Below are 21,137 nucleotides of genomic sequence, written 5' to 3'. Positions count from 1 at the left end.
CTCCTTTTTGTCATTATTATATTTTGCGATGTTTCTTTAAAGCAAATACATTTCCTACTGCAAATAATAGTGAAAAAAGTAATAATACAGTAAGATCTAATACAATCTCTGTAAACCCTTGATTCCGAATCATCACTTGTCTCATTGCGTCAGCGCCGTATGTGAGTGGAAATACTTTCCCTAACATTTGTAGATTCATAGATTCCATTGGAAACAATCCAGAAAAGAAGATTTGTGGCACAATAACAAGCGGTATAAATTGAATCATTTGAAACTCATTATTTGCGTATGCCGATAAAAACGTACCTAATGTTAGTGCAGTCAAAGAGAGCATACATGTAATAAGTAACGTTAGCCATATGGAGCCAGCTACGTATAAATCTAAAATATAAACGGAAAAACTTACGATAATAATGGATTGTATAAAGGCAAAGATTCCAAAACCAATAATATAACCTGCGACTATTTCCCATCTTCTTACTGGGGTGGATAATAACCTTTCTAGCGTACCACTTAAACGTTCTCTTACGAAAGATACACCTGATAATATAAATACAAAGAAAAATGTAAAGAAACCAATTAATACAGGACCAAGCCCATCAAACATCGTAAAGTCTTTAGAGCCATGTAAATAATTTACTTCAGGTTTCATAATCGATACATCATTCTTCTCTGTGCTTTTTTGCAATACTTGAAGTACAGCACGATTTTTTGACGAATCACTACCTTCCAACAGAAGTTTCATTTTTCCATTCTCTATTCGAAATACTGCATCTACCTTTTGTTTTTCCAACTCAAAAATCGCCTTTTCTTTACTGTATTCATAAATTGACGCTTCTTGATTTTTCATCACTTTTACTATTTGAGCGGGCATATCAACAACAGCAATTTGCGGTATATAGTCTTTTTGTGTAAACACTAGCGATAATAGCCAAAGTAATAACATTGGTGCCCCAAACATCATCGCTAACGAACGCTTATCTCGAAAAAATTGGCGAATAATACGAATGATTACACCAGTAACTCTCATGATGACACCACCTCTTCCAACAAAAAGACATCTTCAATCCGTCCAGATGACACGCGTTTTTTCAATTCTTCAGTTGTTCCAACCGCAACTAGTTTCCCTTCTCTAATTAATCCTAGACGCTCACAAAATTCAGCTTCATCCATAATGTGCGTCGTTACAATAATCGTTGTGCCTTTCTTTTTAAGATCATAAAATTTTTCCCAAATCGTTTTTCTAAGAAGCGGATCTATCCCCACTGTAGGCTCGTCTAAAATTAATATTTCTGGTTCGTGAAGGAGTGCTATTGCTAATGATAAGCGTTTTTTCATTCCACCTGAAAATTGTTGTACTTGCTTTTTCATATACTGTGACAATTGTACAAGTTCAAAAACCTCTGCAATTCTTGTCTTTTTACGTTTTCCCTTTAGTCCATACATCGTTGCTATAAAATCTGCATTTTCATATGCTGACAATTCTTCGTATAATGCATCCGCCTGGGCCATATAACCAATTCGTTTCATTTCATTTAAATTAGGCATATTAGTATTATTAACAAGCACTTCACCTTTCGTTGCCTCATTAATACCTGCAATCATTTTAATGAGCGTTGTTTTCCCCGATCCAGAAGGTCCAACAAAACCAAAAATCTCTGCTTTTTCAACTTGCAATGAAAGATTGTGTAACACTTCTTTTTTTCCAAAACTTTTTGATACAGTCCGTAAAATAATTGAAGGTTGTTGCACGTTTCATCCTCCTTTTCTAATAAAAATGAGTGAGTACTCACTTTTATTTTACTCTTGCTTAATTATATGTCAAACTTCGTTGATTAGTATGTATGTTCAATCACCGATATTAAACAATGAAACAGAGTCGACATTAGAATTTCATTTCCTAAAGTCGACTCTGTTTCATTTAAACTATAAATTTCACTTTACGTTTTTAAATTCATATACTTCCGAATTCTAGCAACGTCTAAAGAATATTCGATAACTAATTGCTGTAACGGTAAAATAACTGTGTCAGGATATAAATGTGCATATTGTAATGTTTCTGCATATTTTTCTAACCTTTTTTCTAAATACTTTATTATTTGATCAGGATGACTTACTAATAAACATTTACAATAATAATGGATTTGTTCCTCAATCGCCGTGTATTCTTCAATTTCATATTCTTTATGCATGTGTACACCCCTTTAAGTTTTTTATATGAATTACTTATCACAATTTTCACTCGACAAATTTTAAGTTTTTTGATTATTTACACTATAACAAACACTGAGGGTCAAATTTTGTTACTTTATGTAACGTAGAAAATTTTTAACAAAATTGTAATGTTTACTCCTGCAAAATACAGAAAGCCCCTTTACTCATTTTTATATAAAAAAAATCGTACAGCTTAATTTAGCTGCACGACTACAATTTCTGGCCTATTCAAAATCCTTTGCGGAATGATACTATTTCCTAATCCTCTACTCACTACCATTGATGTATTTTGTTCTACATATAAACCCGCTGTATATTTAGGTAAAACACCTTGATTTGGAGCAACTAATCCACCGATAAATGGCAATCTAACTTGCCCTCCATGAGCATGTCCCGATAAAACCAAATCCAACCGCTCATTCGTATATTCCTTTATAAATTCAGGCCTGTGGGATAATAATACATTATATTTATCTGGCTGCATTTCAATTTTTGCTTTTTTAATTTCATCTATTATAATATTTCCTTCATCACGGTTTCCAGTACCAAACTCTGGATCATCAATACCTAGCAAGTTTATCTCTTGCTCACCCTTTCGAATGCCTACATGTTCATTCCTTAAAACATTGACACCATATTTCTTCAACTCTTTTTCTAAACTGTTATACTTTCCAGACCATTGTTCATGGTTTCCTGTCACAAAATATACAGGATACTTCTTTACCATTTCTCGTATTAATTGCATACTAACTTCTGCATCGTATGATTTACTGTCAATTAAATCACCCGTAATTGCAATAATATCTGGGTCTATACTTTTCATTTTTTGAATTAACACATCTTGATTATCGCCAAATTTTTTATTGTGTAAGTCTGAAATTTGTAGAATTTTATACCCTTTAAAAGAGGATGGTATTTTACTAGAGGTTATTTTAATCTCAGTTATACTTATTAAATTGTTCTGTAAATATAAAAAGATTGTAAAACCTACTAATATACAAATAATCATTACAATTCTATTAATCTTCTTTTTCATATTTTCTCCTTTACATTCTCATCAAACACTTCTATATGCTAACTGAATTATATTATACTTTCTTGAAATTTATTTAAATTAATAAAATAATACAGTACATGAAATTTCATATGAGATATGTCATATATATTCGTTATATTTTTACTTTTACCTTTTTAATAATAAGAATACAAAAACGACTCTTATCACACGAAAAGAGTCGTTTTCTAACTTTATACTTTTAATACTTTCATGTTAAAAATGCGAAAACTAAAATACTATTACCTAAGAGCCTTAACTATAACTTTAGTTGCCTCTGCAATGAGTTGATTATCATAAGTTGCCTCTTTCTCATCTTTACTAGATAAAATTGCGATGATAATTGGTGCTCTATTTGGAGGCCAAACGATAGCAATATCATTTCTTGTCCCGTAACTGCCAGCACCTGATTTATCTCCAACTACCCAGTCAGTTGGTACGCCTGCACGAATAAGTTTGTCTCCTGTAGCATTTCCTTTCATCCACTCTGTAAGAATTTTACGTTTTTCAGCAGGAAGTGCATTTCCGACCGTAAAAGCTTTAAGATTCGTAGCAATAGCTTTCGCTGTACTAGTGTCACGAATGTCTCCTGGAATAGCTTCGTTTAATTCTGTTTCAAAGCGATCAGACATAGTAATCCGATCCCCCATATGCCTAAGCGCTTTTTCATATCCTTTAGGTCCTCCTATTTTATTAAATAAAATGTTCCCTGCAGTATTATCACTTGAACGAACAGCTGCCTCAGCAATTTCTCCTAGTTTCATTCCAGTATCTACATGTTTCTCTGTAACAGGTGAATAATCCACTAAGTCTTCTTTCGTATATGTGATTACTTCATTTAATGAATCAATTGAGTTTTGCTGTAGTAATACTCCTGCTGCTAAAGCCTTGTAGGTTGATGCGAAGGCAAATCTTTCGTTAGATCGATAAGAGATTGTTTGATTTGTACCAGTATCAATCGCATATACACCTAATCGAGCATCAAATTTTTTCTCAAGTTGAGAGAACTCTTTATGCGTCGCCTGATTTTTATGTTTCACTTGTCCAGTCTTTTCTTTCGCTTCAACTTGCAGTGCCCCTCCTGTAAAAGCTTCTAGGCTTGTAAGACTTAAACCTAATATACCAACGCATATTCCTATTTTTAGCATCCTCTTATTTTTCAAAATCATCATTCCTTCCAAATTTTTAGCACCTTTTTATACGTACACATAATAGACAATCACCGAACCAAATTTGTTCCATAAACTGAAAAAAATTTTATAGCTAGTATGAGAGTTATTAACAAAATAAGAGATAGTAGCTATGATCGCCGCTATCTCTTATTTCACATTTTATTTTTTTCTTATAAATGGCTTTATACAAACAGGTTCTCTTCCCTGAGAAAAGTATCTTAATTTTGCTTAGAACTACCTGTACTAGTAGATTCACCATGTATACGTTGCTGTTTCAAATCAAAGTATACATCTAAAACTTCCTTTCCAATTATAGAATTAATTCCATTTTTATCATCATGAAGCCATGGAACTACTACAGAAAATGCTACTTCTGGATTATCATATGGAGCATATCCAATTAACGTTAAGTTGTAACATTCCATACGTTCTCCTTTTGCATTTCTGCCAATCGGGTCATCTCCACCATATACAGTTTGGGCTGTTCCTGTCTTTCCTGCTGGTTTATATGGCGCGTTTTTGAAATACTTCACGCCAGTTCCATCACCTTCTTGGAATACCCATCTAAACCCTTCTTTTATCCGATCAATATGTTCTTTCTTCATATCAATTCGATTTAATACGACAGGCTCTATGGACCGTATAACTTTGCCAACCTCTTCTTTTATTGATTGTTCTCGTATTTCTTGTACAATTTGAGGTTGCATTCTATAACCACCATTCGCAATCGTTGAAATATATTGCGCTAATTGCAACGGCGTATACGTATCATACTGACCGATAGAAAAATCTAGTAAAAAACCAGGTTGACTATCTACTTTTCTCGTTTGTCCAATTATTTCATTCGGTAAATCAATACCTGTTGGGACACCTAAACCAAATTGCTTGAAATAATAGCGCATCGTATCAAATGCTCCTTGTTTAATATCCAATGAGCCATTTGGTACGTAATTAACTCCCGCAATTTTTAAAGCTGTCTGGAACATGTATACATTCGAAGATACTTGTAAAGCTCGTAAATCATTAATATTACCAAATCCGGATACATTCCACGATTTTTTAGCTTGTGTACCTTTAAATTTCATCGGCGCGTCATAAAATTGATCTCCTGGATGTATTGCCCCTGTCTCATATCCAGTTAATAAAGTAGCACCTTTTACAGCTGACCCTAGCTCATACGAAGTTGTCATGTTACCTAACGCCAAATCCTCAACCTCTATTTTCCCTTCTTTTTCTACAATCTTTTTGCCTGCCATAGATAAAATTTGTCCGTTATTTGGATTTGTCATGACAACAAAAGCTCGATCGAGCAGTGGCTCTGAACTCTTAAAAGCTCTCAAGTTTTTCTCTATACTTTCTTCCACTTTCTTTTGTAATTCCATATCAATCGTTAATGTTAAACTATTACCACTTTTTCCTTTAGAGATTATTTCTGTGCTAACAATGTTTCCTGATTTATCAGTAATATTTTTCACTTCTTCTTTTGTGCCGTGTAATACATCTTCATATCGTTGTTCAATATAACTTTTTCCAACACGATCATTACGGTTATATCCACGTACTAAATAAGAATCTAAATTTTCTTTCGGTAATCCTTCTTCACTACTCGTAATATTTCCTAAGATAGAACGAAATAAATTACCATTTACATAATTACGTTCCCAATCAACAGTTGCATCTACTCCTGGAAAATCCCCAAGATTTTCGCTTATCCGCGCATACTCTTCATCTGTTACATCTTTTTTTATAATTTGTGGTGTTAGTTGATAACCTGAACTCATTTTACTTTTAATAGCTAACACCTTTAAATCTTGTGCTGTTAATTCTGCTAATTCTACCTCTGTAACGCGACCTCGTCTTAAGTCTTCTATTTTTTTATCTAACTCTTTCCCCTCTATACCCTTTTCTTTAAACTTTTCTATATCTTTCTTAGTAATCTTTGTCTCCGCACGTTTCGAATTCAACTGCATCCAAAAATCTTTTTTATCGATATCTGTTAATTTATTTATATCTTGTTCAGGCATTTCAAGTACTTTCGCCAAGTCATTTGCTGTTTTTAAAATATCTTCATTCGTAATCCCCTTTCCCCTTGTATACGTAATTGTGCGAAGAGATTTATTATTAACGACTGTTTTCCCTTCTCGATCTAAAATTTGTCCACGCGGAACTGGAATACTAGTTATTGCATTTTGACTACTTTCCACTTGGTTCTTATAAGCCTCTCCCTCAACGATTTGTACTTTTCCTAGCTGCATAATAATAGCTGAGAATAGTACAAATATACAAAGGAACATTATATTTAATCGAATAGATATATATGTCTTCTGCTTCTTGCCTTTTTGTTCTTTCATAAATCCTCCATTTAATTCTTTCAGGAATTGCTACAAATACTAAAAGCATTCCTTCTATATTAGATACCGATAATCGGTTATAAATATCGCCTCAATTTTTTGCTTAATCCTTGTAAGCAACCATTCCTTTTCGTTTAGCTACGGCATTAATAACTCTCCCTTCTTGTTTTCTCTCTATTTTTTTGCCGCTTGCATTAGAAGTGCTAAACTGTATAATGACTCTTATTAAACTTACATATAGACTTGCTAGTAAATTTTCATGCTAATTATTCCTTTCTTCATGCTTTAATACTTAATAGACAACCTAAACAATAAAGTTGTTCCACATTTACAAAAAAATTAATTAAATATAAGATGAAATAGGCTACATAAGGGAGGGTTATATGTTACATACAAAAAGATGGAGATTTTTTGCGGTTCTTTCTATTGTAGGTTTGATTTTACTAATTTTATTAAAAATCAACTTCATTTCAATTACTATCGCAACTTCTTCAGCTGAAAGAGGAAAGATTTTTGATCAAAATGGTGTAATACTAGCTACAAATAAGAAAGTTAAGTCTCTATATTGCACTTCTAATGATGAAAAGTTATCGAAACAAGATACATCAAACACATTAGCTTTTTTTAATCAATTTTCAAGCGAGTTTCAACATGATATTTCTACAGAGAACATAAAATCTCAATTACAACAATCTTGTAAAAAGCAGACTATGAATGATATACCGTTATACTCTGATATAACTGAGAATGAACTTGCATTCATAAACAAAAACAAACCCAATAATGTAATAATTAAAGATGAATGGATTCGGTATTATCCTAAACACGAAATTGGTTCACAAGTAATTGGGTATGTAGAAAATGACCTTAATTCAAAGCATATGGCTGTTGGAAAAAGCGGGATTGAGCTGCAATATGAAAATGATTTAAAAGGAAAACCAGGTAAAACTCTTATTTTTAAATTGAATAATAAAAAGTTCTTATGGAACATTCAAAAAGTACAAAAAGGAAAAGATGTACGGCTAGCTTTAGACTCTGAGTTGCAGCAAAAGGCAGAAGAAGCATTAAGATCGCAAATTAAGAAAACACCTGATGCTAAAGCTGGTTATGCTGTAGTGAGCGATGCAAAAACTGGCGCGATTTTAACTATGGTCAACTCGGCAGTTTTTGATCCAAATATATTAAATACACATGTATCTTCTAGAAAAGAAAATATTAAATCTCTTTCGCAAAATAAAGCGATTCAAAAATTAAAGTATGGTGAATCTTATGTAAATATGGCTTCTACTATAAAACCACTTACTATTTTAATTGGATTAAACGAAAAACTTTTTCAACCCGAAGATACTTATTTAGATAAAGGTACTTTTCAGTATGATAATCAAAATAACATTACGAATGCACCTGGAACACCAACAGGTGAGATTACACCGAGGCAGGCTATCATTAATTCATCTAACACATTTATGACAGCAAAAGTAGCTCTGCCCTTATTCAACCAAAATAATGGAAATATAGAAAAAGTGGCACATATATGGACAGATTATTTAATGCAATTCGGCCTACGTTCTAAAACCGGGATTGATTTGCCCTTTGAAGAAGACGGACAATATGAATTCCATCCATCTAATAAATTTGAAAATGGGATTTCTGCTTTATTAAATGCCTCTTGGGGAGGAAATGAAGTGCATACTCCTCTTCAACTCGCTCAATATGCAGCAACATTGGCAAGTAAAGGTGATAAATATAAACCTCAAATCGTAAGTACGATTATTGGTCAAGATGGTAAGGAAACAAAAAAGTTTAAACCCATTTTAGAAAGTTCAAATCGTTACCCGATGAACTTTTGGAGTGTCGTGCAAGGTGGAATGAGTCAAAATATAGAGGAAATTAAAAAGTTGCCCTTTGACGTCGCAGGTAAAACAGGTATTACAGGTTTTCCAAATGAGCAAGAAAGAATGATAAATCATTCTCTTTTCATTGCATATGCTCCTACTGAAGATCCACAAATTGCTATTTCTGTCGTTATTCCTGGCAGTAATTCCGAAAAAAACATTGCCGCTCTCGTTACATCAGAAATTTTAGAGTACTGGAATACTCTTCAAAAAGAGAATAAAAACAAAGAGGAAGGTTCATTAAAGTGAACCTTCCTCTTTTACCATATAGAATCTATATTTATTATCTTCCATATACCTTCATTATTCTTTTCGAACATAAATGAATATTTAATATCAGTTAAAACGTACTCTTTCTGTACATATCCAGTATTACCGTTAATTGTCGATATTTTTATATATCCATCATTCTGCACTTTTTCTGGAATCCAAGCTTTTACCATTTCATTAGATACTTCATATAAAACTTGTGATTCTCGCTTTGGTTCTGCTAAAATTTTTGTTTTATTTCCAGTAACAGTTGCATATATAAAATGTGCTTGCTTTGGTTGGTTACTTTCCGTCAATCCACTTGGTACTTTATATACTTGCTTTGTATCATTTGCAAACTCTCCCCCCATTGTAAGGGCGACTTGCAACTCATGAAAAATATCTTCATCAAACTTCAGTTCATCCTTCTTATAACTCTTCCCTTTAAATAGAACTTCATCATTTAACGCTTTGTACAGGTCATTTTCATTTTTTGAGTTCGTACTTTGATATAGTTCATTCATAAATTGTTTTAATGATGGATCTTGAGCAGACTCATCTTTTGTTTTAGGCTTAATTTGAGTACTACTTTGTACTGGTGATTTATTATCATCAAGCCAAGGTTGTTGAACAATGAAAAATAACATTGTACAAACTAAAACAACTACAATAGGTAATGCTTTTTTACGAAATGGTCTTTTATGTTTTACAAAATCCACTTCATTATTTTCGTATATAGACTGCTTTATTTTAGAAATAAATTCTTCTTCATCTTTACGATTCTCCATTGGGCCTTTTTTTATTTTTCTATACCAGTCAGGATTTTGTTTATTGTTCATCACTACTACCCTCCCCTATTAATTTTGAAACCTTACTTCTCGCTCTACTTAATCTCGATTTTACAGTTCCAATGGATACTCCTAATGTTTCAGCCATTTCTTCATATGATAATTCATATTTTGCGTCCAATATAATTATTTCACGGTGCTTTTTAGGTAGTTTTAATACAACCTTCCACACCTCATTCATCTCTTCTTGGTTAAAAAATTCTTGTTCTGCTGACAGGGATTGCTTATCGTCACTAAAAAATCCTATTAAAGATATCCTTTTAAAATAGGAGGATTTCAAATAGTTTATTGCCGTATTTCTTGTGATTTTTAAAATCCACGTTTTAATAGATGACTCCTTTCGAAATGAATTCCAATTTTTAAACACCTTTATAAATACATCTTGCGTGATATCATCTGATAAGTGTGGATCTTTCGTAATAATAAATGAATAATTCCATACATCTTGCCAATAGTCTTTTATAACATAGTCCAGCTCATCATGATTACACTTTTCAATAAACGTCTGTTCCATTTCCACACCTCAAACTTATTTGAATAAACATAAAAACTGCCCTCACTTTTATTATGGTTTCAATATATAGACAAGATACAAGTTTCATTTGTTCCATTGTTTATCTTTTTTCAAGCAGAATAATACTACTAAAAAACAAGTAAAGCATACAATGATAAAATTCTACTCATGAAAATCTGTTTTTTGAATTTAACGTAACACTCCACTTGTCCATTTCAATTTGCTATACTCTTTCTATTTACCATTAGCAATGCCAACTTTTCAGAAATGAAAATTAAGATAAGGTATTAACTTTCTAGAGTCGCAGCAAAAAAGCATTCTCGATTAGAAAGAATGCTTTTTTGAAATTTAATTGTTCTATATTCCCCCAATTTATATCTTTGAGTTAAGCAAACATGTAATAAATGTAGTCAAAAAATTCACCTTATAATTAAGTATTAATTCTGAAATACATGTTTTACTTTTTCACCTGGAACGTTACTTCCTCCTCTTCCTTTTACATCTTCAATCATCATGGTAACAATCATGTCTGGCGCATTTGCATCGAAAGCTGCGAACCATCCCAGTTCTTTTCCGTCTGCTTCTTTAGACTCTTTCAGTTCTGCTGTACCAGTTTTACCAGCAAGCGTAACACCATCAACCTTTGCAATTCTCCCTGCGCCATCAGGGTCATTAATGACTTTGATTAATGCACTCTTTAATATGTCTTGATTCTTTTTAGAAACCACATTTTCTTTCCAATTCCCCGCTACTTTTGCTTCTTTTAAAAGATGTGGCGACGGAATATTCCCTTCATTCACAATCGGTGCATATGTTAATGCTAAATGAAGTGGTGTCATTAATACTTGTCCTTGTCCATAGCCTGTGTCTGCTAGTTGGATATCGTTTCTTATCCCATCTCTTGCAATGATTGAAATAGGAAATTCGTATTCGATTGGTAATTTTTCATGAAAACCGTATTTCTTCAGTTCATTTACATACTGATCTTTTCCTATTTTCAAAGCTTGTTGAGCAAAATAAATATTATCAGAGTACTTCATTGCCTTATCAAAATCAATTGGACTTGCATCCTTCACACGCGTTACATAGTAATTTCCCCAAGATGAATCTTTTGTCCACTTCAATCCTTGAATTTTAAATTCTTCCTTCGGATTTATTGTGTTTGTTTCCAAACCAATTGCACCTGTGATCGTTTTAAATACGGAACCTGGTACAATTGCTTGTGTAAAGCGATTCGTCATTGGTAGTTTCGAGTCGTTACTCCATGCTTCTCGTTGGGCTTTCGATGCTCCTCTAACTATTATATTTGGATTATAAGCAGGGCTACTTACAAGTGCGATTGTTTCACCTGTTTTAGGATTAATCGCTGCACTAGACCCTGCTTCAGTTTTCATCTCATTAAAGATTTTTTCTTGAATTACAGCATCAATTGTTAACGTAACATTTTCTCCTTCTTTTGCTTCTTTTTTTGCTACGTTTTTAATCTCTTTCCCATTCTCATCTTCTATAAATACGCGTCCACCCTTTTCACCACGCAATTTATTTTCTAACACTTTCTCTAAACCAGTCTTACCTACTAAATCATCTGCTTGATAACCTTGTTTTTGAAGTGATTTTAACTCCTCCGCATTCACCTTTCCTATATATCCAGTTAAGTGTGCCGCTACTTCACCTAATGGATACGTACGAATATTTACTGGGCGAGATGAAACTCCTTCTAATTCAATATAATCATTCTGTCTGGTTCCCTCTTTTAAAATACCAATTGGTACAAAGGAGTCTGGTTTTATCCATTTTGCTGTGAGTTTTTGTTCGACCTCTTCTATAGACATATCAAGTAATTGTGCTACTATTTCTTTCGTTTGCACTGCTGTTTCGCCTAGTTTCTCTGGAATAATTCCAACCTCAGTTGCTTTACCATTCGTTGCAAGCCCTTTTCCATTTCGATCATATATTTCTCCGCGTTTTCCTTGCTCTATTTGCATACGTACTTTGTAATCTTTTTTCATACCTGGGAAGATGAAGTCTGGTGTCCAATCTATTTTCCAAGACTCTTTATCTTTCGCAAGTTTTGTTTCATGGATGAATGAAACTGGTCCTACATCCGTATCCATCTTAACTTCAAAAAGAAAAAGCTCTTTATCTTTCGTATTCTCTCCTTTCATTTTAACTTTTAAATTATTAGCTCCAATCCCCTCATAGATTTTTTGATATTTTTCTGTGAATTCTTTTTTAGAAATCGATTTTTTGGCATGATCTGATAAATGATCATACATATTTGCAAACTTTTTATCATTCCATAAATTAATATATTCTTCAAATGCTTGTTTTGGCGGTTCGTTTTTATTACATCCTACCAACATAACTGCGAAACAAATGAAAAACAGCATCCATAATTTTTCCAATTCAATCTTCTCCCTTAATTAAAAATCATTATTCCTTTCTTAATTTATTAAATAAAAAATGTTTCAACGCTTAATAGACATTGTAAGTAATGACATTGTTCCATATTTACAAAAAAATTAATATCTATGTTCATTTTAATACAAAAAAGCAGGCATAAATATATGCCTGCCTTCCGTTCCCAAAATCAATTACACCTAAAGTAATGTGTGGTTAACCAAATCCAGATACTCTTCTACACCCTATTTTTTACTTTTCTAAAATAATTTCTGCTATTTCATTAGCATATTTTTTACAGTCAAATCCATCATAGTTACTTAGTACTACAACAGTCAAATATTCTTTTGGAAACCGCATGAAGTGTGAACGATAACCTGCCCAGCTACCTGAATGTTCCAAGTATCGACGGTTAAAACCTTCTGCAAGCCTTAGCCCAAAAGCATAATCTTCATTGTCAATAATCGTCTCGCCAGTTGGAGAAATTTTCGGACCTATTTCGCTCATTCTTTTAACAAGTTCTTTTCCACCAACGGTGCCTGTAGTTAAATTTTCTCCCCATCTTACAAGATCTTCAACATTTGTATGAACTGCTCCATCACCTGTATGTTCCCAAGGGCTTTCATAGACCATATATGCTCCTTGTTCATTCTTTGAATACCCTTTAGCAATCGATATAGTAGTTGGGTAGCAATCCACAATTGCTGTGTCTTTCATGTATAAAGGATCAAAAATACGTTCTTTTGCAAACTGACGTAGGGACTTGCCACTTACCTTCTCTACCACTAGTGACAATAAAAAATATCCTGTATTGCTATACTCAAATTTTGTGCCAACTGGGAATCTTGCAGTTTGATGATTTTTAAGGTGTTTTAGCGATTCTTCCACAGTTAATATATCAGTAAATTTAATATTTTCTGCTTGAGCCAATTCCATATAATCAACTAGTCCACCAGTGTGATGAATTAAATGTCTCAATGTTACAGGTTCAGCATATGCACCTATAGAAGGGACAAATTTTACAATTGAATCATCTAAACTCAATTTCCTCTCTTGTTCTAAGAGTAATATAGAAAATGCTGTGAATTGTTTAGAAACTGAGGCTATATTAAAAACGGTTTTGGTAGTTATGGGTAGATTTTTCTCTATAGAAGCTAAGCCAACTGCACCTTTATACGTTACTCCGCTATCAAAACTAGCAATATATGCAAAGCCAGGAACTTTTGGTGAAAACTTTTTTAATAATTGTTTAATCAATGTATGCGTCTTTTCATTATATGTATTATTCACCTCAATCACATCCCCTTCCCTTTAAATAATTAGAAATATATTATCCTGTTATCTTTTTCAATTACACATCTTACTTCAACTCAAAACAACATATTTTATATTTGACTACAATCAAGCACCTTCACACTGATTTCTTTAGTTTCTAAATTCTTCTCTTTATAGAGAGCTTTAATTTAGTGAGTACTATTATCCCCGAATTTACGAAATTCCCTCTTTCAATTCTAAAATTACTCATGGCAACTTAATAGATATTTTCTAAATTGGGTCAATAACATTTAAATCAAAGATGTTATTGACCCAAATACCTATTTTACTTTTAGATTTAGAACCGATGTACTAACAAATATGAAAACTATTTACCAGTCCTTTGTAAAGATAGGTTTCAATAAAACATTCATCTACCTTAAACCTTGTTTCAAATTTAGTTATAGTCTACAAATTTTATAGTCTTCGTCTATAGTGTTTTACTTTTTCGATATGAGAATTCAAATAACCTTTTTAAACAACTTTTTTCACAAAAAAGCAGAGGCGTTCCAAATCTTTATTTTTCATTGTAGTTTCAAATGTGGGATTGGGTAGTGATGTCCTGCATCATCTGTAAGTTCCCCATTAACTTCAGCTAACTAGTTCAAGTGAGAGAGTCATGAAAGTAATCCTATATCTTTTGCCTTTTGTACTGCTTCTTCTCGATTTTTAACTCCTAGCTTCTCATAGAGATTGGAGGCGTAATTTCTTACTGTTCCGTTTGACAAGTAAAGTGTCGAAGCTATTGTTTTATAACGGCTTCCTTGTGATAATAGTTTCAAAATCTCTAATTCTCGTTTCGTCAATCCATACTCTATTCCAGCTGATCGTGATTCAAATAATCCTGTTTCTTCATTTTCTTCCCACATCCTATGGAACAAGTCATGAGTAATCATCGTGCCTCCTCGATAGACTAGACGAATTGATTCAGCTAGTTCACGCGCATCTATGGATTTCAGTACATATCCATCCGCACCATTTCGTATGATTTCTTTGGCCCTTTCTGTATTCTGGAAGGTTGACAGAATGAGTACACGAATGTCCGGCCATTTTTTCTTAATCATTTTAGTTGCATGAATCCCATCCAGATTTGGCATCTCTAAATCCATTAATACTACATCTGGTTTTAGTCTCTCGCACAATTCCAAAGCCCGTTCTCCATCTTCAGCCATTCCCACTACTTGTAAATCCTCCAGTCCACCCAAAATTGTATGAAGACTTTCTCGGATAAAAGAATGATCATCGACAATACACAGACGAATTTGTTCGTTAGCCAATTGTACTTGTTTCGGTAAAACACATGAAATTAATGTCCCTTCCCCTTTTTTGGAATAAACAATGACTCTTCCTTGTGACTGACTTACACGCTCTTTCATTGCAGTTAATCCAAAGCCATCCTTCCACTCTTCTACCCCACAGCCATTATCCTGTACATCCAATCTTATCTGTTGTGGTTCAAAATGAAGTGACACAATGATTTCTGTGGAATGCCCATGGCGAACAGCATTTGTTAGTGATTCCTGCAAGCTCCGATATAGTGTCATTTTTGATTGTTTGGAGACTATATACTCTTCCCCTATTATTCGAGTACGTACATTTACTTTTGCATGTTTCTTAAATTCCTCTGTCAATTGTTGTAGTGTGGTAGCTAAGGGAAGCGACTCTTGTGATAAATCTAATTGGTGTAAATACAGTCTTACTTCTTCCATACTGTTACGGGCCAATTGTAATAATGAATCTAGCTGCTGCTCTCCTTCTTTAGACTTTAATTCCATACGCAATGTTTCCATCCCCATAATAATTGAAGTATAGGAATGTCCCATCGTATCGTGTAAGTCTTTTGAGAGCCTATCACGTTCCTCCAGTAATGTAATCCGCTCAACTTGGGATACGTACTGTTCCAATACATGTTTCTGGTTCCGAATTATTTCACTTTGACGGTAATTAATAGCCAGTAAACGAAAGAAAGAGCCCATAGCAAAAGCTAAACTGAGTTGTAGGATGATTACCCATAAATCTGTCACTTCGGAAAATATCGCAATGAGCAACGGGAACAAAATAATTGTGATAGGACCCGACCAGCGGTAAGATTTATGAACGCTATTTGCCGCAATCATAAAAGTGGGCATTAAAAAAGCAAGATACGCTAACGGAAATAATAAAGTTAAATAGAAACAAACTCCGCCAAATAATATTATTTCAGTAAATAAATAATAGCGATAACTGAACATTAAACAAATCCAAGGTACTGAAAATGAAACGACTTCCCAAAGGATTATGATCCAAAGTGGTACTGTCAAATGATCTTGTTGTTGGATAGTCGTTGATATCAATGATAGCCAAACAATAAAGCGTATACAAAGTAAGGCCCAATCATACCAAAACCATAGTTTTAAAGTCTTAAACAAATTATCACTCCTTTATAGCTTTAAACATGAAACGCGTGTACATTCCAATAATTCGAACTAAGTCGTTTCCAATAAGATTATGTATCCAGATGAGAATGAAACCAACAATCATGACAAAAATTGCTGTCTCCCATGAATTCACAGCAATGCCCAATAAGTATATATTAAAATATTGAAAAAGTAAGGGGGTAACGATACATACTATTGGCATTACATACAGTAAAACAGCACATATAAGACTCATTATTCCGACAAAAATTTTCTGCATGAGCCAAAAAATAGCCCTCCAGTTGCTATTATTAAGGATTATATCCCTCATTATAATCCATTTATCTCTCTCCTCTTTTTTTCTTGGTTCGAATAGATCTATCGATATATCTGTATAAACTTTCGTCTGGATACGTTCATACTGAACAAACGTCTGAGTTGTTTGTAGTACCCACGCTAATAAGGGAATACCCAAAAAAATAATCGTCATTACTAATGCAAATGTAATGCTGATCAGATAGAAACAAAAGTAAAAAAAACCGGATACAAAGGTAAATAACAAGAAATAAAAATCTTGCAAAGTTTTTTGAGCTGACGCTTTCATCATTAAAATCTCTCCTCCTCATTCATTGCTAATGTGTTAAAAACTACTTTTTTAATCCTAAGTATTTTTCTGTCACATACGTTAGTGTCAAAATGTCACGGTTTGTATGACATAACCATCAATACAGCCTTATTTACTCAATTTTTGTTGTTCTTTATAAACATGACAGAAGTTTACTATCGACTATGACTCGCCGCTTGTTATACTCTGTTCATACGCTAATTCTTTATGTTAAAGATAAGATTGTGTTCCCAATCTTATCTTTTTTCTTTGCAAATTTTTTGGTACAAAAAAGGAATCCTTATAATAAGGATTCCTAAAAGAAACGACGTACCCTAATCAATTTCTTAATTTAGTTCATCACACGTATAAAGTAAACTTTAATCAGCCCTCACCAATCAGTTTTTTACGGGCAACCCACCTAGCCTAACTTCTTTGTTTTCGATGCATTTTGAGGTTGAGCTCTTATTGTCCGTTAATGTGGGATAAATTCCTTAGTTCCTCATTTTATCTAATTAGGGAGAATTTTATTTTGTTAACTTAATGTTAATGTGCTTCTATCCCACATCGTCTCTAATTTGAAAACATTTATTTCATCTAATAATCCTTTAATAAAATAACCTAACTGACATTTCTAAACAACACTATTGACACTTAACACTATCATCAATACTACACTTCGTTGAGCCACATTATTACAAATTTATTGATGTAGTTGAGATGGACTCACTTTTTGAATTTGAACAAGTATATCAAACGCTTTACCTAATGATATATCAACAGTTTTTGGTATATCAGGCCCTTCGGTAGTTATTCCAGCGAAAATTGGATGTTGTTCGTTTAACCAAGTTTTTGTCACGCCGTTTGCCTTACGTAAATCAATAAAAAATTGATCTTTTTTAACTTGTCCAAAGATGTAGTTATAACTGCTTGAATCATCTGATTTTAATGTTCCATAGGGGCCAAATTCACCATCGCTATTCTTGACATTATATTGCCCTTCATAAACTGACGTTCCAATAGATACGTACCGTTTTCCATAATATTCTGCTAAATGCTGCCCAGCTACTTTAGGATATATAAAAGGCAGCATATTTGTTTTCGAAACGTGTCCATTATGTCCCCATACAATCGTTTTTCCTAAATGTTCTTCAGTCCACTTCGCATTTTCATACATTGCAATATCATGTTTCAAATAAAAATCCGATGGTTTATCAGGAGGTGTCGCTAACATTGTAGTAAACTGTTCAATAATACGAGCATTTTGCTTTATCCATGCAAACTCTTTAGATTTTCCATTTAAATAGCTTTTATTTTCCTCTAATAAAGCACTAATTTGTTTAGCATCTAAAACATACTTTTCTTTTTCTTCTTTCGTAAGGCTTTCAAAAGTATTCATATCCTTTGTTACAGGAATAAGACCTTTTATCTTCTCTTCTACTCTAGGCAACAGTTTTGAATTGTTCGCTTTAATATATTCTATTATATTATTATAAACATTCTCGTTTACTGATTGAATGTCCATCCCGATGATACGTACTTTCGATTTATGTTTTGGATTAGCATTATATTGCCGAATCCAATCAAGTAAAGCTAGCATTTCTTTCGTCTTAAATGTAGGTGATAGATGTTGGCTTGGGTTTCCCTTACCAGTAAGAACATATCGATCAAGTTCCAAGGCCCTATCCCATCCCTCTTCTAAAACTAGATTGGTAAAGCCCTTTTCAGATACTAAATAATTAACAATACGGTGTTTCATCGTAAAAACTTCATGAGCCCCATGCGTAGCTTCACCTAAACCTACAATGGAAGCTGAACCTACCATATCCTTAAGTGGTTTCAAATCATTAAGAGATGCAGTTGAATTAGTTGTTTTTAAAGGCTTTGCATGTGCTTCTAACCATTTCGCTATTTGATTTGTATTGTAGGGAGCTGTAACAGAAACCTCTGTTTTCGAATCTGCATAAGTATTTCCTACAAAATGAGTCATTGTTATAGCAGAAGCAACAATTGCAATAATTATTTTCTTTTTCATAAAACCCTCCTGAAATACTTACTTATTAGTTTTTTGACATGCTCTAAGGATCCCAGTTTAAACTATTAACCCCCCTATTACTGTTAAGATACATTTATTCTAATTCCTAAAACTCACTTTTTATCTGGTTTTCCTTTTTACCTACTTGCTAAATTCAGCAAGTAAAATACTTTTAAATGGATCAGGACTATCAGCTTTAAAACTGTTCAAATTGACGGCCAATGTATGCTTACCTCCAAGTGTGCCACCAGCAAAAGTGGTAAACCCTGGAACAACCCCCCTGTGTCCCCATACCGAGTCACCGTTCGGAAGCTTAGTTTCATAGATTCCAAGACCATATCCGGTTCCCTCTCTATTTGTAGGAACTGTAGTAAGCATTTGTTTTAATTGCTGTTCCTTCAGTAATTTGCCACCTAGTAAGCAAGAGAAGAATTTGTTTAAGTCATCAGCAGTAGAAATGATATCTCCATCCGAGCTACCTGGGTTAATATAAGTAACGTCTTTTAGCTCACTTGCTCCGTCTAGTTGGAAATAGCCACGGGCATGCTTGGTGCCTGGAATCACGCTTGAATTGCCAGGTAGGAATGTATTTGACAAATCAAGCGGTTCAATAATCCGATTTTCAACCTCTTCGGCATAACTGTTGCCAGTTACTTTTTCAATAAGAATCCCCAGTAATACGTATCCTGTATTTGAATAAGACCAACCCTTTCCTGGGGCAAAGTCTGGGGGAAGTGAAATCCCCATTTTGACGAATTCTTCAGCCCTATACGATTTTTTTGTATCCGTAATATCAAAGTCTTTTGAATTTGTATAGTCAGCAATACCACTTGTATGATTCAATATTTGCCGGATCGTAATCTGGTTACCATCATATCCGTTTCCTTGAATAACACCAGGTAACCATTTTTCAATGGAGTCGTCTAGATTCAAACGGTTCTCTCCAGATAATTGAAGTAGAACTGTTGCAATGAACGTTTTCGTCACACTGCCAATGCGAAAGCGAAAATCTGCTTTCATTGGTTTCTTAGTTCTCAGATCCGCTATCCCAGCGGCATAACTCCAAGTTTTACCCCCCTTAGAAATTTGAGCGAGTATTCCCGGGTATCCAAGTTGCAGTTCATCTCGTATTGCTTTCTTAACGGAAGTACGATTGTTTTGCGTACTTGTTTGTAACGAACTAGATACATTTTGCGTAGGTTCTGCTTTTACAATTGATGTTGGTGTTATGTATAACAGGGAACTTCCAGCTATTAAAAGTGATAGACTTGCACATGTAATTTTACTGCTTGTTTTCATAAAGCATTCCTCTCCTCTATTTAAATTGTATTGATGGTTGATAGCAATGTCATATGCTAACCACACAGCTATCAACTCTCCCAATGATAAAAGTCAACACTGAATTTGCAATCATCTATGCACCAATTATTTCTACAAACAACTTTCTGACCTAATAAATGATTAATTCCTCTTTTTCAGATGTATGTTAACCTCTGTAATTTCTTCTTTTCTTCCATAGAGTTTTGTTAATGAATTTGTTTTTATATAAATATATAGTATCTATTCCCCCTCTCGTTCTTCTCTACATTTTGATCATACACAATGAAAATCTCTTTTCTCTTACTCCTTTCTTACAAATTCCTTACGCTCAAAACCACTTCTATAATTCGGTGGTTTTTATTTTAAGAAAAACTCAGTTCTATTAACTTGATAGGCTAGGGTACTGCCACATGTCCATCAAATTAGGAACCTGCTTTACCCCAAATGTAAAAAAACGTTATCCTTTCCTATGATTCTAGAGAAAGAATAACGTTTTTCATGTTACGGAGGATTTTGTTTTATTAGCTTAACAGCATTTACTACCTTAATTTTAAAAAAACTTTAAAATTAAGGTATTTTTTGAACCAGAAAAGGATATTTTCAACTATAAAAACTATGACAAAATTTATCTATTTTTCCTTTTTGCCTACTTGCTAAATTCAGCAAGTAAAATATTTTTAAAAGGATTAGAATGACTAGTTTTATGGCCATTCAAATTGATGGCCAATGTATGCTTGCCTCCAAGTGTGCCTCCAGCAAAAGTAGAAAACC

Annotated in this window: 15 protein-coding genes and 1 pseudogene; 1 reads left to right on the top strand and 15 read right to left on the bottom strand. The window is 33.5% G+C overall.

Going from position 1 to position 21,137, the window contains the following annotated elements; genetic code table 11:
• Positions 1-16: 16 nt before the first annotated feature.
• The 6 genes from ACS2QP_RS06285 to ACS2QP_RS06260 form a co-directional block, all read right to left on the bottom strand.
• The gene (locus tag ACS2QP_RS06285; protein ID WP_326265316.1) at positions 17-1,030 is read right to left on the bottom strand and encodes an ABC transporter permease; all 1,014 of its coding nucleotides are present in this window, start codon (positions 1,028-1,030) and stop codon (positions 17-19) included.
• Complete coding sequence (locus tag ACS2QP_RS06280; RefSeq protein WP_016081571.1) at positions 1,027-1,752, bottom strand: ABC transporter ATP-binding protein; 726 nt, start codon at positions 1,750-1,752, stop codon at positions 1,027-1,029. The genes ACS2QP_RS06285 and ACS2QP_RS06280 overlap by 4 nt, the downstream gene beginning before the upstream one ends.
• Before the next feature lie 188 nt (positions 1,753-1,940).
• Positions 1,941-2,192, bottom strand: a complete 252-nt coding sequence (locus tag ACS2QP_RS06275) for a hypothetical protein (protein ID WP_000548621.1) — start codon at positions 2,190-2,192, stop codon at positions 1,941-1,943.
• 215 nt (positions 2,193-2,407) lie between these two features.
• Complete coding sequence (locus tag ACS2QP_RS06270) at positions 2,408-3,250, bottom strand: metallophosphoesterase (protein ID WP_000727179.1); 843 nt, start codon at positions 3,248-3,250, stop codon at positions 2,408-2,410.
• Positions 3,251-3,510: 260 nt separating this feature from the next.
• Complete coding sequence (gene bla / locus ACS2QP_RS06265; protein ID WP_119684194.1) at positions 3,511-4,437, bottom strand: class A beta-lactamase Bla1; 927 nt, start codon at positions 4,435-4,437, stop codon at positions 3,511-3,513.
• Between the two features lie 221 nt (positions 4,438-4,658).
• Entirely contained in the window at positions 4,659-6,791 is a 2,133-nt protein-coding gene (locus tag ACS2QP_RS06260) for a peptidoglycan D,D-transpeptidase FtsI family protein (protein ID WP_153581030.1), read from the bottom strand.
• Positions 6,792-7,174: 383 nt separating this feature from the next.
• Between ACS2QP_RS06260 and ACS2QP_RS06255 the strand changes: the two genes are divergently transcribed.
• Entirely contained in the window at positions 7,175-8,935 is a 1,761-nt protein-coding gene (locus tag ACS2QP_RS06255) for a peptidoglycan D,D-transpeptidase FtsI family protein (protein WP_438882233.1), read from the top strand.
• Positions 8,936-8,946: 11 nt separating this feature from the next.
• Here ACS2QP_RS06255 and ACS2QP_RS06250 read toward each other — a convergent pair whose 3' ends face one another.
• From ACS2QP_RS06250 to ACS2QP_RS06210, 9 genes and pseudogenes are all read right to left on the bottom strand, one after another.
• Positions 8,947-9,774 (bottom strand): SH3 domain-containing protein, encoded by an 828-nt coding sequence (locus ACS2QP_RS06250; protein WP_033696287.1) that lies wholly within the window; start codon positions 9,772-9,774, stop codon positions 8,947-8,949.
• Positions 9,764-10,297: an RNA polymerase sigma factor gene (locus ACS2QP_RS06245; protein WP_000438330.1), complete on the bottom strand. Its 534-nt coding sequence runs from the start codon at positions 10,295-10,297 to the stop codon at positions 9,764-9,766. Before ACS2QP_RS06245 ends, ACS2QP_RS06250 begins: the two co-directional genes overlap by 11 nt.
• A 437-nt stretch (positions 10,298-10,734) precedes the next feature.
• Positions 10,735-12,702, bottom strand: coding sequence for a penicillin-binding transpeptidase domain-containing protein (locus tag ACS2QP_RS06240; protein ID WP_153581032.1), 1,968 nt, complete (start codon positions 12,700-12,702; stop codon positions 10,735-10,737).
• A gap of 247 nt (positions 12,703-12,949) precedes the next feature.
• The gene (locus ACS2QP_RS06235) at positions 12,950-13,987 is read right to left on the bottom strand and encodes a serine hydrolase domain-containing protein (RefSeq protein ID WP_332283211.1); all 1,038 of its coding nucleotides are present in this window, start codon (positions 13,985-13,987) and stop codon (positions 12,950-12,952) included.
• 641 nt (positions 13,988-14,628) lie between these two features.
• On the bottom strand, positions 14,629-16,419 hold the full coding sequence (locus ACS2QP_RS06230) for a hybrid sensor histidine kinase/response regulator transcription factor (protein ID WP_332283212.1): 1,791 nt from the start codon (positions 16,417-16,419) through the stop codon (positions 14,629-14,631).
• Positions 16,420-16,423: 4 nt separating this feature from the next.
• Positions 16,424-17,014: a sensor domain-containing protein gene (locus ACS2QP_RS06225; protein WP_340438757.1), complete on the bottom strand. Its 591-nt coding sequence runs from the start codon at positions 17,012-17,014 to the stop codon at positions 16,424-16,426.
• Between the two features lie 700 nt (positions 17,015-17,714).
• Positions 17,715-19,046: an erythromycin esterase family protein gene (locus ACS2QP_RS06220; RefSeq protein ID WP_332283214.1), complete on the bottom strand. Its 1,332-nt coding sequence runs from the start codon at positions 19,044-19,046 to the stop codon at positions 17,715-17,717.
• A gap of 141 nt (positions 19,047-19,187) precedes the next feature.
• Complete coding sequence (locus tag ACS2QP_RS06215; protein ID WP_438882232.1) at positions 19,188-20,345, bottom strand: serine hydrolase domain-containing protein; 1,158 nt, start codon at positions 20,343-20,345, stop codon at positions 19,188-19,190.
• Positions 20,346-21,012: 667 nt separating this feature from the next.
• Positions 21,013-21,137: pseudogene (locus ACS2QP_RS06210) on the bottom strand (serine hydrolase domain-containing protein); the annotation flags it as partial.

Origin of the sequence: Bacillus cereus group sp. Bce019 (assembly GCF_051781745.1) — a bacterium.
Lineage (GTDB): Bacteria > Bacillota > Bacilli > Bacillales > Bacillaceae_G > Bacillus_A > Bacillus_A cereus.
The sequence above is the reverse complement of the archived record's forward strand: the minus strand, read 5'-3'. Positions and strand labels throughout refer to the sequence as shown.

What these genes read in the sequence shown, in the direction of transcription:
- ACS2QP_RS06215 (WP_438882232.1), bottom strand. Translation starts at nt 20,345, where the DNA reads ATGAAAACAAGCAGTAAAATTACATGTGCAAGTCTATCACTTTTAATA.
- ACS2QP_RS06225 (WP_340438757.1), bottom strand. Translation starts at nt 17,014, where the DNA reads ATGATGAAAGCGTCAGCTCAAAAAACTTTGCAAGATTTTTATTTCTTG.
- ACS2QP_RS06245 (WP_000438330.1), bottom strand. Translation starts at nt 10,297, where the DNA reads ATGGAACAGACGTTTATTGAAAAGTGTAATCATGATGAGCTGGACTAT.
- ACS2QP_RS06260 (WP_153581030.1), bottom strand. Translation starts at nt 6,791, where the DNA reads ATGAAAGAACAAAAAGGCAAGAAGCAGAAGACATATATATCTATTCGA.
- bla (WP_119684194.1), bottom strand. Translation starts at nt 4,437, where the DNA reads ATGATTTTGAAAAATAAGAGGATGCTAAAAATAGGAATATGCGTTGGT.
- ACS2QP_RS06250 (WP_033696287.1), bottom strand. Translation starts at nt 9,774, where the DNA reads ATGAACAATAAACAAAATCCTGACTGGTATAGAAAAATAAAAAAAGGC.
- ACS2QP_RS06255 (WP_438882233.1), top strand. Translation starts at nt 7,175, where the DNA reads ATGTTACATACAAAAAGATGGAGATTTTTTGCGGTTCTTTCTATTGTA.
- ACS2QP_RS06285 (WP_326265316.1), bottom strand. Translation starts at nt 1,030, where the DNA reads ATGAGAGTTACTGGTGTAATCATTCGTATTATTCGCCAATTTTTTCGA.
- ACS2QP_RS06270 (WP_000727179.1), bottom strand. Translation starts at nt 3,250, where the DNA reads ATGAAAAAGAAGATTAATAGAATTGTAATGATTATTTGTATATTAGTA.
- ACS2QP_RS06275 (WP_000548621.1), bottom strand. Translation starts at nt 2,192, where the DNA reads ATGCATAAAGAATATGAAATTGAAGAATACACGGCGATTGAGGAACAA.
- ACS2QP_RS06220 (WP_332283214.1), bottom strand. Translation starts at nt 19,046, where the DNA reads ATGAAAAAGAAAATAATTATTGCAATTGTTGCTTCTGCTATAACAATG.